This is a genomic window from Arthrobacter sp. MP_M4 (genome assembly GCF_035984855.1).
Lineage (GTDB): Bacteria > Actinomycetota > Actinomycetes > Actinomycetales > Micrococcaceae > Arthrobacter.
The window spans coordinates 1-13,600 of the sequence record NZ_JAXCHX010000035.1 but is presented as its reverse complement, the minus strand read 5'-3'; the positions used below and the strand labels follow the sequence as shown (position 1 = coordinate 13,600).

Sequence of the window (13,600 nt, the reverse complement as noted above, 5' to 3'; positions counted from 1 at the left end):
GGGCGGGTCATTGGACCAGATCAGCGGGTGGTTCACCGCGGATTCGGCACGAGGCCGGCCGTCACCCTTGCCGGAAGGCGGAGATGCCCGTGATGCGCTGGCCCAGGATGAGAGTGTGGACCTCGTCCGTACCTTCATAGGTGCGCACGGATTCGAGGTTGTTGGCGTGTCGCAGCGGCGAGTAGTCCAGCGTAATGCCGTTGCCCCCCAGGACGGTGCGGGCTTCGCGGCAAATGCCTATGGCCTCGCGGACGTTATTGAGTTTCCCCACGGAAATCTGCGCCGGCTCCAGCGTCCCGGCGTCTTTCAGGCGTCCGGTGTGCAAGGCAAGGAGCGTGCCCTTCTGAATCTCCAGCAGCATGTTTACCAGCTTTTCTTGGGTGAGCTGATAGCCGGCAAGGGGTTTGCCGAACTGCAACCGCTGCTTGGAATACTCGAGGGCGGCTTCGTAGGAATCCCGGGCCGCGCCCATGGCGCCCCAGATGATCCCGTAACGGGCTTCATTGAGGCAGGCAAAGGGCCCACTGAGTCCGTGTGCGCCAGGGAGCAGCGCCGTGGCTGGCAGCCGGACATCGTCCAGGCTGATGTCACATTGAATCGAGGCCCGCATGGACAGCTTCGAGCCAATGGGGGTCGCGGTGAAACCGGGCGTGTCAGTGGGCACGATGAATCCGCGGACGCCCTCAATGGTGTTGGCCCAGATCACCGCAATCTGGGCGACGGAGGCGAGGCCGATCCAGCGTTTTGCGCCATTGACAACCCAGCCTCCGTTGCCGTCACGCTCTGCGAAGGTCGCCATGCTCGACGGATCGGAGCCGGCGGTCGGTTCGGTCAATCCGAAACAGCCGATCTTTTCGCCTTGGGCCATCGCTGGCAGGTGCTCATTCTTTTGCTCCTCGGACCCCCACTTGTGGATGGCGCTCATGGCCAGGGAACCCTGGACGCTGACGAACGTCCGAAGCCCGGAATCGCCGGCCTCCAGTTCCATGGCGGCGAGTCCGTACTCGACGGCGCTGCGGCCCGGGCAGCCGTAGCCCTTCAAATGCATCCCGAGGACTCCCAGCGCTCCGAGCTCTGGAACGAGCTCCAGCGGGAAGTGGGCGTCCTCGTACCATGCGCCGATATTGGGGCGGATGCGTTCGTTCACGAAGTCCCGGACGGCGCTGCGCAATTGCAGCTCATCCGGGCTCAGCAGGCTGTCCAGATTGAGCACGTCGTCGAGGACCAGGGCGGGTGCAGTTACGGTCATGTTTCATTCTCCTGGCATGTCATGCGGCGGGGCCGGCTGTATCCACCGACGATCTCCGACCACTGTGCCAGCCGGATTGCGTCAGATCCAATACCGAATCCGGCACGCCTTGATACCTGCGGCGTATCAAACGCCGGCCCCGGCGGGTGACGGCAGTACGGCTTCTGAAAGCCGAAGGACCTCTCGCAGCGCCGGGCTGGCATTGTCTTTCCGCCAGACCAGCCGCAACTGGATGACGTCGGCCGGGTCGTCCAATGGGAGAAAGACAACCCCCGGGTGGCTGAAATTCTCCGGCACGGAGGACACCGTCAAAGCGACTCCGATTTCGGCGGCCACAAGTGCCATGAGCGTCTGTGAATCCGGTGCCACCTGTGCAATCTCCGCAGCGTAGCCGGCGGCGCTGGACAACCTCCGAAGGTGGTCGTGGAGAATTGCTCCCGGGTTCTCGGGCAGGGTCACGAATGGCTGCTTTGCGAGGTCGGCCATTCGCAGCGAATTGCGAGCGCTCAGGGGGTGGCTTTCGTATAAGGCCACCACGAGCCGTTCGTTGGCCACGATCCGGGAATCCAGAACGGCCGGGATGAAGTTCCAGCGGCCCAGGCCGACTTCCATGGCGCCGCTCATGACTTTGTCCATGGCCGGTAGGGCGAAGTTGGAGCTGGACAGTTCGAAATCGATCCCGGGGTGCGCCTCCCGGACCCGTTTGGCAAGCTTACCCACCATCACATGCGAGGAGACACCGGCGAAAGCGACCCGCACACGCCCGGTTTCACCGCGGCCCACCGAGGCGACCGCGAGGCTTGAGCGGCGGCAGGCCTCCAGGATCTCACGTGCCGGAGCCAGCAGGGCCTGTCCTTCCGCTGTCAGCTGCACCGTCCGGGTGCTACGCACAAAGAGCCGTGCCTTGAGTTCATGTTCCAATCGCTGGATGGACCGGCTCAACGGCGGCTGGGCCATGTGGAGCCGGAGCGCGGCCCTGCCAAAGTGCAGCTCCTCGGCCACCGCCAGGAAGGCCCGGATCTGTTGTATTTCCAAACCCGGTCAGCTCCCGCTCGGGTAATCGTCATAGTCCATAGGCCCAAGATACTCGACAGAACGGCCTGGCCATTGATGTCGGAGAGGTATCAATCGGGCGCCAAATGCGTATTGGACGCGAATGAGTCCGCCTGCCATGGTGGTGATGCAGACCACACATCGGAGGAATGACATGACACAACCGAGCACCGAACCGGCGGCCGGCGGGCGCAGCCGTCACGCCGGCGGCCGAGACCGGAGGGGCGCTGACGGCCTCGGGCGGACAAGCACCGGGCCCCTCGCCGGCGTCGTCATCGCGGATTTCAGCCGGGTGCTGGCCGGCCCCTACGCCACCATGCTCCTGGCCGATATGGGCGCCACCGTGATCAAGGTCGAGGGCCCCGACGGTGACGACACCCGCACTTACATGCCCCCGGTCCGGGACGGCGAGGCTACGTTCTTCCTCGCCGTGAACCGGAACAAGCACTCCATCGCCCTTGATCTGAAAGACCCGGAGGACCTGGACGTGGCGCGTTCGCTGATCCGTTCCGCGGACGTCATGATCGAGAACTTCAAACCCGGCAACATGGCGCGGCTTGGTCTGGACTATGCCGACGCCGCGGAACTGAAACCGGACATCATCTATGCCTCCATCACCGGGTTCGGCACCGGCGCCGGCGCGCACATCCCGGGTTACGACCTGCTCGTGCAGGCCGCCTCGGGAATGATGAGCCTGACCGGGGACCAGGACACGCAGCCGTACCGGGCCGGCATCGCTTTGTTTGACGTCATCACGGGTTTACACGCGGCCATCGGCATTTTGGGGGCCCTGCACCACAAGGACCAGACCGGCGAGGGCCAACTGGTGGAGCTGAACCTCCTTACGTCGGCTTTGTCCGGAATGGTGAACCAGTCCGCTGCCTACGTGACCGGCGGTGTGGTGCCGACCCGGATGGGTAACGAGCACCCCAGCATGTATCCGTACGCCCCGATGCAGACCGGTGACGGCATGATCATCATCGCGACGGGCAATGACGCCCAATTCGTCCGGCTCTGCGGGGCCTTGGCTATCCCTGAGGTGGCCAGGGACCCCAAGTTCGCCACGACACTCCAGCGCAACGCCCACCGGGACGAGTTGCGCGATATCCTCCACACCCGGCTTGCCCCTCAGTCCGCGGCGCAGTGGTTCCGTGAACTCTCCGCAGCAGGGCTTCCGTGTGCGCCGATCCAAGACGTACGCGGCGGGGTCGATTTCGCCGCACAGCTGGGTCTGCAACCGGTGGTACTGGCCGGCACCGGGGCCCGAAAGATTCCAACCGTGCGGCATCCCGTCGATTACTCCCGCACCCCGGTGGACTACGCACTCGCGCCACCAGAACTCAATGAAAGCTCTGAGCTGGTCCGAACCTGGCTGGCGCACCAGACAACGCTGGCCCATGCCTGAGGCTTACCGGACCCACGTCTCCCCGCGGTGGTCGGACCAGGACCTTAACGGACACGTCAATCACGCCGCCGTCGTGACACTCCTGGAGGAGTCGCGAATCAAGTGGCGGGCGGCGATGCCGAGAATCCGCCCGGCCGAAGCGACCCCCACGGTGGTAGCTGCCCTCGAAATAAGCTACCGGCGACCGATCCACCACGGCGAAGACCTTGACGTTGAACTCACGGTCAGCACAATCGGCACAAGCTCCTTCAGCCTTGAATTCACCGGCGCCCAGAACGGCGCAGTCGCCGTCGACGGCCGGACGGTGCTTGTTTCCGTCTGGCCGGAGACCGGCAAGGCCCGGCCCCTGGCGGAACGAGAGCGGCGCTGGCTCGCCCAGTACCTGCCCACGCAAACAGGCACGGAATCCCGTGAACCGCGGATCCCCGATCACACACCCTTGGAGCTAACCCAGTGACACCACACATGGCCGAGCACGGAACCGATTTCTACCTGATGGACGATTTCCTCACCGCTGAGGACCGGGCTCTCCGGCTAAAGGTCCGCGGTTTCGTCGACAAAGACCTTCTGCCTGTCATCAACGGCTACTGGGAACGGGCCGAGTTCCCCTTCGAGCTGATCCCCAAACTTGCCGCCCTCGGCATCGTTGGAACCACGATAACCGGCTACGGCTGCCCCGGACTTAGCCGACTTGCCGCCGGGATCGTCGCCGCAGAAGTCTCTCGCGGCGATGGTTCTGTCAACACTTTCCTCGGCGTCCAGTCCGGCCTGGCGATGGGAACCATCAACATGCTTGGCAGCGATGAACAGAAGCAACGCTGGCTCCCCGCGATGGCGACGTTGGACAAGATCGGCGCCTTCGCCCTGACCGAACCTGAACATGGGTCCGATTCTGTGGCCCTGGAGACCAGTGCGCGGCGGGCGGGCGACAGCTACATCATCAACGGACGCAAGCGCTGGATTGGCAACGCCAGCATGGCCGACGTCGTCATCCTCTTCGCCCGCGACGAAGCGGACGCCAAGGTCAAGGCCTTCGTTATGGAGCGCAACGATGACGGCGGCTACCCGGACGGGTACTCCACCGAGGTCATCACCGGCAAGATCGGCAAGCGGGCGATCCTCCAGCCGGACATCACCCTCGAGAACCTCAGGATTCCGGCGGAAAACCGACTCACCGGCTGCCACTCGTTCAAGGACGTCACCCGCGTCCTGACGTCCACCCGCAGCGGAGCGTCCTGGGAATCTCTTGGCCATGCCATGGCAGCTTACGAGATCGCGGTGGACTACGCGAAGACCCGCCAGCAGTTCGGCAAACCGATCGGCAGTTTCCAACTCGTGCAGAACAAGCTTGCGAACATGCTCGCCGAGCTGACGGCCATGCACCTGATCTGCTTCCGGCTGGCGGTTCTGTCCGAAGACGGCCGGATGACCGGGCCCATGGCCTCGTTGGCCAAGATGCACACGGCCCGGAAGGCCCGGTGGATCTGTTCCGAGGCGCGGGACATGCTCGGCGGCAACGGCGTGTTGCTGGAGAACCACGTGGCCCGGCACATGACCGACATGGAGGTCGTCTCGACCTACGAGGGTACCGACTCCATCCAGTCCCTACTCGTCGGCCGCGAGATCACGGGCTTCTCCGCCTTCAGCTAGATCCTGGCCATGGCAGGCGCCACACAGGCACCAGTCGAATCCCACGCAAGCAAAGGAATCACCATGAGCAACTTCACCAACCTGGTAGCAGCCGTCACCGGCGGCGCGCAGGGAATCGGCGCCGCCACAGCACTGAAGCTGGCCACCGGAGGCGCCACCGTCGTCGTCCTGGACCTCAACGGGGACGGCGCCAAGGACACCGCACAGCGGATCTCAAATCATCCGCAGGTGCTCGCAAGCGGCGGTAAAGCCGTCGCTGCCGCCTGCGACGTCACGGATGAGGCGGCCGTGAACCTCGTCTTCGATGACATTTACCGGGAGTTCGGCCGGCTGGACATCCTCGTCAACAATGCGGGCATTACCCGCGACAACCTGTTCTTTAAGATGGACCGGCCGGACTGGGACTCGGTCCTAACCACCAACCTCACGAGTGCCTACCTCTGCTCCCGCGCCGCCCAGCGGTACATGGTCCCGGCGAAGTACGGAAAAATCGTCTCACTAAGCAGCCGCAGCGCGCTGGGCAACCGTGGCCAGGCCAACTATGCCGCCGCGAAGGCCGGCATCCAAGGCCTGACGGCGACGCTCGCAATCGAACTCGGCCCGTTCAACATCACGGTCAACGCCGTTGCGCCCGGCTACATCGCCACCTCAATGACCGCGGCAACGGCTGAGCGTGTGGGCAGCAGCCCGGCCGAGCACCAGGAGGCGGTGGCGGCCCGCACCCCGCTGGGCCGGGTGGGCCAGCCGGAAGAAGTGGCCGCCGCCGTGACCTTCTTCGCCAGCGACGATTCCTCTTACATCTCCGGGCAGACCCTTTACATCAACGGTGGGGCCCGCTGATGCCCGAGGCATTCCTTGTCGGCGGCGTCCGCACCCCGGTGGGCCGCCATGGGGGCGTGCTTGCCACGGTTCGGCCCGACGACCTGGCCGCGCTGGTCCTGCAGGCCGCAGTGTCCCGGGCCGGTGTCGATCCGGCCAGCCTTGACGAGGTCATCCTGGGCTGCGTCAACCAGGCCGGGGAGGATAACCGGAACATTGCCAGGATGGCCGTGTTGCTGGCCGGGCTGCCCCACGCCGTTCCCGCTGTCACGGTCAACCGGCTGTGCGCATCGGGTCTGACAGCCATCAGCATGGCGGCGCAGTCGGTGCGCAATGGCGACGCCGATCTTGTAGTTGCCGGCGGCGTCGAGTCCATGACCCGCGCGCCCTGGGTCTTAGCTAAGCCGGAAAAGCCCTTCGCGAGACCGGGGGAACTGGCGGACACGTCGATCGGTGCACGGTTCGTGAATCCCCGGATGAACGCCCACGCCCGGTACACGATGCCCGAAACCGCCGAGGAGGTGGCGAGCCGCGAGGGGATCTCCCGCGCTGACGCGGACAGCTTCGCGCTGCGCTCCCACGAACTCGCCGTGTCGGCGATCGACGCTGGCCGTTTCAGCGACGAAATCGTCCCCGTCCCGGTGACCAGCCGGCGTGGAGAAGTATCGCTCGTGGACACCGACGAGGGGCCCCGGCGCGGGTCATCCGCCGAGGCCCTCGCCGGCCTCCCGCCGATAGTGAAGGCCGGCGGGATGGTCACCGCTGGCAACTCCAGTTCCCTCAACGACGGCGCCTCCGCAGTGGTGGTCGCCAGCGGCGAAGCTGTGGCACGCTACGGCCTGACGCCGCGGGCGCGCATCGTCACAAGCCAGGCCGCCGGAGTCGCCCCGGAAGTGATGGGCATCGGCCCGGTGCCAGCGACCAGGAAGGCGCTGGCCAGGGCAGGGTGGACCCTGGACGACGTGGGCGCCGTCGAACTTAACGAGGCCTTCGCCGCGCAGTCACTCGCCTGCATGCGGCTGCTCGGCATGGATGCCGGCACCGTCAACAACGACGGCGGAGCGATCGCCCTCGGACATCCGCTGGGCTCCTCCGGATCACGGATAGTCATCACATTGCTGGGCCGGATGGAACGCGAAAACGTCACCCGCGGCCTAGCCACAATGTGCGTCGGTCTGGGCCAAGGCGTCGCCATGCTCCTGGAGAGGGTCTAAATGAGACTGTTCGAAAACGCCGCTGAGCTGGCAAGCATGACAGGAAAAGAACTCGGGGTGAGCGGCTGGCACACCCTGGACCAAACGCAGATCCAGTCCTTTGCCGATGCCACCCTGGACCAGCAGTGGATCCACACCGATCCGGGGCGGGCCGCCGCCGGGCCGTACGGCGCCACGGTGGCCCATGGGTATCTCAGCCTGTCAATGCTGCCGTACCTCGCTGGTCAGGTCTACCGGGTGCAACGGGCGGCGATGATCATCAACTATGGCCTCAACAAGGTCAGGTTTCCGGCGCCGGCACGGGTCAACTCGCGTATTAGGGACCGGCTGGCGCTGGCCTCGGTGACCGATACGGCCAAGGGACTGCAATTGCAGTTCCACCATGTGATCGAGCTGGAAGGCTCCGAGAAACCGGCCTGCATCGCGGAGACTGTCTCCCTGCTCCGGAGCTGAACAGGCTCCGCAACCACCTAGCACCACCATCCGAACAACGACGTTACGGCAGAGCCTGCCCGCAGGCTCTTTACGAGGGAGAAACTCCGTGGTCACTGGAAACCCAAACCTGAAATACGCCGAGGCGAGCCCACAGGGCACGTCGCTGCATCCGGAAGTGTCACCGGCTGAACTGCGCCGCACCTCAATCTCGTCCTGGCTGGGCTCTGCCCTGGAGTACATGGACTTCACGCTCTACACCCTGGCTGCGGCTCTGGTCTTCGGGCCGCTGTTCTTCCCCAACAACGACCCGGCAATGGCACTGCTGGCCAGCTTCGCAGCTTACGGCTCGGGGTTCCTTGTCCGGCCTTTGGGCGGAATCTACTTCGGCTATCTTGGGGACAAATACGGCCGAAAATCCGTTCTGGTCATCACTGTCGGGATGATGGGGGTCGCCACCCTCGGGATGGGCCTGCTGCCCACCTTCGCCCAGATCGGCGTCGGCGCCCCCATCCTCCTCGTGTTGCTGCGGCTCATCCAGGGCTTCGGTGCGGGAGCCGAACTATCCGGGGCCTCGCTGCTGCTGGTGGAATCCGCCCCCGTGGGCCGGCGCGGTTTTTACGGCGCAGTGGTGGCACTGGGCACCTCGACCGGTGTGCTTCTGGCCAGCGGACTGTGGCTGCTGCTCTCCCAAATGCCGAAGGAGGACTTCCTCGTTTGGGGTTGGCGTGTTCCCTTCCTGCTGAGCGTGGTCACCACACTGGTGGCGCTGTACCTGCGGCGCAGCATCAGCGAGTCACCGGTCTTCGAGGCGGTCAAGGCGCGGCGCGCTGAGGCTCGCGCCGAGGCCAGGCAGCAAAGTGTGTGGCGGGATGCGGCGGACGCCAAAAAGTCGTTCCTCGTTTCCCTGGGCATCAAACTCGGTGAGAACGGCTCGGTCTACCTCGTCAAGGGCTTCCTCATCGGCTGGACCGTGTCCGTGGTGAAAATAGACGCGAACCTGGTCACGACCGGAGTGACGCTCGGCTCGATCCTGGGCATCGCCACAGTTCTGCTGACAGGCAAGCTCACCGACCGCCTCGGCCGGCGCAAAGTGTGGCTGTGGCTCTCCGGCTTTCAGTTCGTCTTCACCGTTCCTGCGATGCTGATGATTGAAACCCGGAACCCCGTGCTGGTAACCCTCGTCTTTGTCATCTTCCTCGGGGGTCCGCTCCCCAACATGTACGGCGTGGAATCAACCTGGTTGGTGGAGATGTTCGGATCCAAGCGCCGATTCTCATTTATGACCACGGTTAAGGAGCTCGGCGCCGCGCTTTCGGGCGGTCTGGGACCCATCTTGGCCGCCGCCGTCGTCGTTGCGACAGGTCCAGGCTGGGTTCCGGTGGCCGGCATCCTGATGAGCTATGCCGCGATCGGCTGGGCGGCCGGGTTGTTCGCTCCGGAAACCCGCGGCCGGGACCTCAACTCGGAGGCAGACGCCTTTTGAACCAGGGCTGAGCGGTCCGCAATCCGGACCGCTCAGCCCGCGGTAGGGTGATGATTCCGGTGAGGCCGCCGAAGCCTTACCGGCTAGCCAGCCGACACCTCGATTAACACCTTGCCGACGATGCTCTCTTCCACCGCCGCGTGGGCCGCTGCCGTCTCAGCCAGGTCAAAGCGATGCAGCGGCAGGCCTGCGGCCTCTCCCACCGGAAGAGCGCCATCGGCGATGGCCGCATTGATGTCCTCTGCAGCGGCGTGCACCGCCGCCGTACCAACGGTATAAAGCAACACGAACTGGTAGCGGACGTTGAGGCTGAAATGCCTGCGCACATCCAGGCTCACCAGATCACCGCCGTTGTTGGCGTAAACCGCCACGGAGCCGCGGTTGCGGATCACTGCCAAGTCCAGCTCGGCGTTCTGCGCGGGTGCCACCTCCACGATCTGGTCGACGCCCTCGGGAGCTATCCGGCGGATCTCCGCCGCTGCGCTGGTTTCCCGATAATTGATGACGTGATCGGCGCCGGCGGCCGTGACCAGCGCACCCTTCCCCGGTCCGCTCACGGTCGTGATCACAACCGCGCCGGCCCACTTAGCGAGCTGAATCGCCGCATGGCCCACGGCGCCGGCCCCACCAGCGACGAGAACCACCTTGCCGACCAAGGCCCCCGGGTGCAGCCGCCGCGGCCCGTCCTCGGCGATCGTCAGGGCGCGGTGGGCGGTGATCGCAGGAACGCCCAGGCTTGCGCCGAGGTCGAACCCGGCGTTCTCCGGCAGCGGAAAGATCCGCTCGGCCGGCAAGACGGCGAACTCCTGGGCTGTCCCGCCGTCGGCCCGCTGGTAGGCTGCCAAGGCCAACCAGACCCTGTCACCGACGTGGAGACGCTCGACGCCGGGTCCGACGGCGTCCACCACTCCGGCGCCGTCCTGGTTGGGCACGACCTCCGGGAAGGGCAACGCCTCACCCGGTTTGCCGCCGCGGCGCGACTTCCAGTCGGTGGGGTTCACAGCGGAGACCACGATCCGTACACGCGCCTCCCCGCGCCCCGGATCGCGGACCTCACGGTCGATGAGCTCAAGAACAGACGGATCGCCGGTGGCGCGGTACACGATTGCTTTCATACTCAGACCCAACGCCGGCCCGGACCGAAAATTCCCACCGGTGCCGGACCAGCCGCGGTCCACGATCCTTCCAGGGCCGTGGAACCCACCATCGTTCCGGTGCCTATCCGGAGAGTTCTGACCGGGCGGGACTCAGTCCGGGACCGGCTCCCAGCTATCGGGTTCGTTCGCGAGTCGGCGAACGATGCCGTACCCGCCGGAGGCCTTCAGGACCGGGAGCGGGTCCGGGGCTGCCTGTTTCGCTTAGTCAGTGCGCGTGGCTGACTCTGGCCCGGACATCGTTATGGCTTCCCGCTCCGTGACGGGGGAGCCCCGGTGAACTGCTGCACGCCGGATTTAATGGTCTTCTCCAGGTTCGTCAGCGGCATCCGCCAGGCCCCGTCCGTTTCCTCGACCGGTTCCCCGGCGTTGATCTGCCAGTCATCGCCGAGCCGTCCGTCTGGATCACTCTGGAGCCGCCGGGCGCAAGCAGGAACGCTGGGCCCCCGTCCATCCGGACATCCCAGTAGCCGCCGTCAAAGAAGAGGACGGTCCCCCGCTCCCCTTCCCCGTCAGGGTACGCCGGGAAGTCGGTGGCGAAGCGTCCCGCAAGGAACCGGCTCGGCCGCTTCGAGGAGTCCGAGAAGATGGTGGTGGTTCGGGATCATCGTCACTCCCGTTACTTGACCTTGCAGGAGAGGCTCTTGTGGCAGGTGGCCCGGTGAACGCCTCACTTCGGCGCATCCCGAGTCAGCCAATATTCAGGAGCCGTGTGCTTCGTACAGGACCGTGGGGAGAGACCACAGCTGTTCAGGAGGGCCCGATCAATGCCGATCGTGACGGGTCCCGACCGGAGATTACCAAGAGTTCCGGGCATCCTCCGGACGCTGGACGGACCGGGTGACGGCGACAAGGGAACCCCTTCCCCGCTCCACGACAGCATGTATCCAGACCCCGTCGTCCGCCCCGCTACTTAGCCTTTCGACCGGGCCCGCTGGCCAGGCCTGCACTGGCCGGGCAGAGCTACTGCCCAAGACCTGGACACAGAAAGAGACTGGCCAGCGATAATCGGCTGGCCAGTCTCTTGTGCCGACCGCTACAGCGGCTGGATGTTCTCCGCCTGGGGACCCTTAGGACCCTGGGTGATGTCGAACTGGACCTTCTGGTTCTCGTCCAGGGACTTGTATCCGCTGGAGGCGATTGCCGAATAGTGTGCGAACACGTCAGCGCTTCCGTCCTCGGGGGCGATGAAACCAAAGCCCTTTTCGGCGTTGAACCACTTGACAGTACCTGTTGCCATGTTGCTATTCCTTCACGGGTCGCTGGTCGGTTCCGCTTGTCGGATTGCCATCCCAGCCACTCACACTCACGAGCCTACGTGTCAGCCCCGACGGGGGGCAACAAGTGACCGATCCTGTAACGCTTCAATGCCAAGCCGGCCTGACAATATTCTGCAGACCGGCGGGGGCCTGGTCCAGTGCCGACTGGGTCACCCCGGGCCTCACTGCCATTGGTGCGCTGGAAGCCCGCTCGTCGACGGGATCTTTTCCGCCCACCCATCTCCCTATGTCCACCCGGCTTCGGCTTCGAGAGATGAATCGATCCCGGCTCTGCTCGGAAAGAGAACGAGAACGAGAACCGGATCGTCGTCCACCTTGTGCGGGCCGGGCCGGACGATTGGACGCCCGAGTGCAAGCCCCCGGCACCAGTGACACCGTACGGAAAGTCCGGCCGGATGTCATGGCCGTGCTGCTGACAACGGTCATAGGCTCAGAGGGCGAACGCATCTACCTGGGGATACAATGCGGCATTGGGGTGACCCAGATGGCGCACACCATGTACACACCGAAGCGGGCTCCGGGAGTCACCTGTCGGCACAAAGTGTTATGAAAGTGTCTATTCGGAGCGTCCGGAGGTTCGTAAATCCCCGCAAATTGTGGAGCTAAGGAGATTCGAACTCCTGACCTCTTCTCATGGGATGGCACCTTTCGTTGTCCGCCAAGAGTTAGCATCGCCTGGATTATCCTCGGAATCTAGGCGTTTTTGGCACCAGTGACGATCAAGGACATGTCACCCTTTTTCATCATTTCCGTGGGGTAAACGTGGGGCGGACAGCGACTTGTGAAGTTGATTGCCTGCAACTTTTTCGGGCTCTCCTGACAGAGATGTGGGTTCCGTTATCTCTGGTATGGGAGCTTGATTCTGACGGGTCCGCAGGCGAGCATGATCAGGGCGAGTGCGGCTTCGGGTGTGTGGAATCCGTAGGACCTGCGGGTCATCGTTCGGATCTTGTTGTTCAGCCCTTCGTGGCGTCCGTTTGAGAGTTTCCTTGTCACGGCTGCGTAAATGCCTTGGATGTGTGACCGTATCGTCGCGGCGGCCCTTGTGAACTCCTTGATGCCGGAGGCTGCAGCGAGCCCGCACCAGGTGGTGATCATCTCCATGACGTCCTCGGGGTTCAGGTCTCCGGCGAAGACTTCCCGGAGGGATTCCTTGAGTTGGTACGCGTCCCAGAGAAGCCCTCCGGTGTGTTCGAGCCCGGCCAGGGTCACTTGTTGTTTCTCCGTCAGGTCCTGAGGGTTTTTCAGCAGCACCCAGCGGGTACCTTTGAACTTCTTCGCGATGTCCTGATCGGGCAACTCACGTGTTCTTTGCCAGATGGAACGGCGGAAGGCTTCTAAGGCATTCGTGGCAAGTTGGATGACGTGGAACGGGTCGAAGCAGATCACCGCGGCCGGGGCATTGGCCTTCACGGACTTAGCGAAAGCGGGCCCCATATCCATGCTGACTGCCTCTATCGCCGCCGTGTTTTCCGCTCCGATCTCGTGGAAGAATCCGTCCAGTGTCGCCGCGTTCTTCCCCGGGGCGCCCCACACGATTTTGGAGGTGGCGTGGTCCGAGACGAGGGTCAGGTAGCGGTGGTGCTTGCGCCAGGAAATCTCATCCACCCCGATATTGACCAGGCCTTCAAACCGGGTGGAATCGAGTTGTTCGGCAACGACCCGTTCGCAGATCGCCCCGACAGTCCGCCACGCTATCCGGGCGAAGGCGGACACCGTGGTCTTGTCCGCACGGGTGACCAGCCAGGCGATCATGTCCTCAAAGTGGCTCTTCGAGGTTCCCGGGGAATGGTCTGCTGAGATGATTGCTCATGCTGCCATCCGGGCTGCACTTCTCAAGAGGATACGCGATTTGTAG

General features: G+C 64.3%; 12 protein-coding genes. 7 read left to right on the top strand and 5 right to left on the bottom strand.

Annotation, left to right across the window (positions count from 1 at the left end; translation table 11 throughout):
- Positions 1–61: 61 nt before the first annotated feature.
- Both RCH15_RS17755 and RCH15_RS17750 read right to left on the bottom strand, forming a co-directional pair.
- On the bottom strand, positions 62–1,249 hold the full coding sequence (locus RCH15_RS17755; RefSeq protein ID WP_326961974.1) for an acyl-CoA dehydrogenase family protein: 1,188 nt from the start codon (positions 1,247–1,249) through the stop codon (positions 62–64).
- 126 nt (positions 1,250–1,375) lie between these two features.
- Positions 1,376–2,284: a LysR substrate-binding domain-containing protein gene (locus tag RCH15_RS17750; RefSeq protein WP_326961973.1), complete on the bottom strand. Its 909-nt coding sequence runs from the start codon at positions 2,282–2,284 to the stop codon at positions 1,376–1,378.
- A 172-nt stretch (positions 2,285–2,456) separates the two neighbouring features.
- Between RCH15_RS17750 and RCH15_RS17745 the strand changes: the two genes are divergently transcribed.
- The 7 genes from RCH15_RS17745 to RCH15_RS17715 all read left to right on the top strand — a co-directional run bounded on the left by RCH15_RS17745 (position 2,457) and on the right by RCH15_RS17715 (position 9,308).
- Complete coding sequence (locus tag RCH15_RS17745) at positions 2,457–3,707, top strand: CaiB/BaiF CoA transferase family protein (protein ID WP_326961972.1); 1,251 nt, start codon at positions 2,457–2,459, stop codon at positions 3,705–3,707.
- On the top strand, positions 3,700–4,164 hold the full coding sequence (locus RCH15_RS17740) for an acyl-CoA thioesterase (RefSeq protein ID WP_326961971.1): 465 nt from the start codon (positions 3,700–3,702) through the stop codon (positions 4,162–4,164). The genes RCH15_RS17745 and RCH15_RS17740 overlap by 8 nt, the downstream gene beginning before the upstream one ends.
- 8 nt (positions 4,165–4,172) lie before the next feature.
- Positions 4,173–5,357 carry an acyl-CoA dehydrogenase family protein gene (locus RCH15_RS17735; RefSeq protein ID WP_326961980.1) on the top strand — a complete coding sequence of 395 codons (1,185 nt, stop codon included), beginning with the start codon at positions 4,173–4,175 and terminating at the stop codon, positions 5,355–5,357.
- 63 nt (positions 5,358–5,420) lie between these two features.
- On the top strand, positions 5,421–6,197 hold the full coding sequence (fabG, locus tag RCH15_RS17730) for a 3-oxoacyl-ACP reductase FabG (protein ID WP_326961970.1): 777 nt from the start codon (positions 5,421–5,423) through the stop codon (positions 6,195–6,197).
- The gene (locus tag RCH15_RS17725) at positions 6,197–7,390 is read left to right on the top strand and encodes a thiolase family protein (protein ID WP_326961969.1); all 1,194 of its coding nucleotides are present in this window, start codon (positions 6,197–6,199) and stop codon (positions 7,388–7,390) included. Before fabG ends, RCH15_RS17725 begins: the two co-directional genes overlap by 1 nt.
- The gene (locus RCH15_RS17720) at positions 7,391–7,843 is read left to right on the top strand and encodes a MaoC family dehydratase (protein WP_326961968.1); all 453 of its coding nucleotides are present in this window, start codon (positions 7,391–7,393) and stop codon (positions 7,841–7,843) included.
- An 88-nt stretch (positions 7,844–7,931) separates the two neighbouring features.
- Positions 7,932–9,308 carry an MFS transporter gene (locus tag RCH15_RS17715; protein WP_326961967.1) on the top strand — a complete coding sequence of 459 codons (1,377 nt, stop codon included), beginning with the start codon at positions 7,932–7,934 and terminating at the stop codon, positions 9,306–9,308.
- Between the two features lie 83 nt (positions 9,309–9,391).
- On the opposite strand, the gene RCH15_RS17710 is transcribed toward RCH15_RS17715, so the two are convergent.
- The 3 genes from RCH15_RS17710 to RCH15_RS17700 form a co-directional block, all read right to left on the bottom strand.
- On the bottom strand, positions 9,392–10,423 hold the full coding sequence (locus RCH15_RS17710) for an NADPH:quinone reductase (protein WP_326961966.1): 1,032 nt from the start codon (positions 10,421–10,423) through the stop codon (positions 9,392–9,394).
- A 1,075-nt stretch (positions 10,424–11,498) separates the two neighbouring features.
- Entirely contained in the window at positions 11,499–11,702 is a 204-nt protein-coding gene (locus tag RCH15_RS17705) for a cold-shock protein (RefSeq protein ID WP_326961965.1), read from the bottom strand.
- An 877-nt stretch (positions 11,703–12,579) separates the two neighbouring features.
- Entirely contained in the window at positions 12,580–13,497 is a 918-nt protein-coding gene (locus RCH15_RS17700) for an ISL3 family transposase (protein WP_326961964.1), read from the bottom strand.
- Positions 13,498–13,600 lie beyond the last annotated feature (103 nt).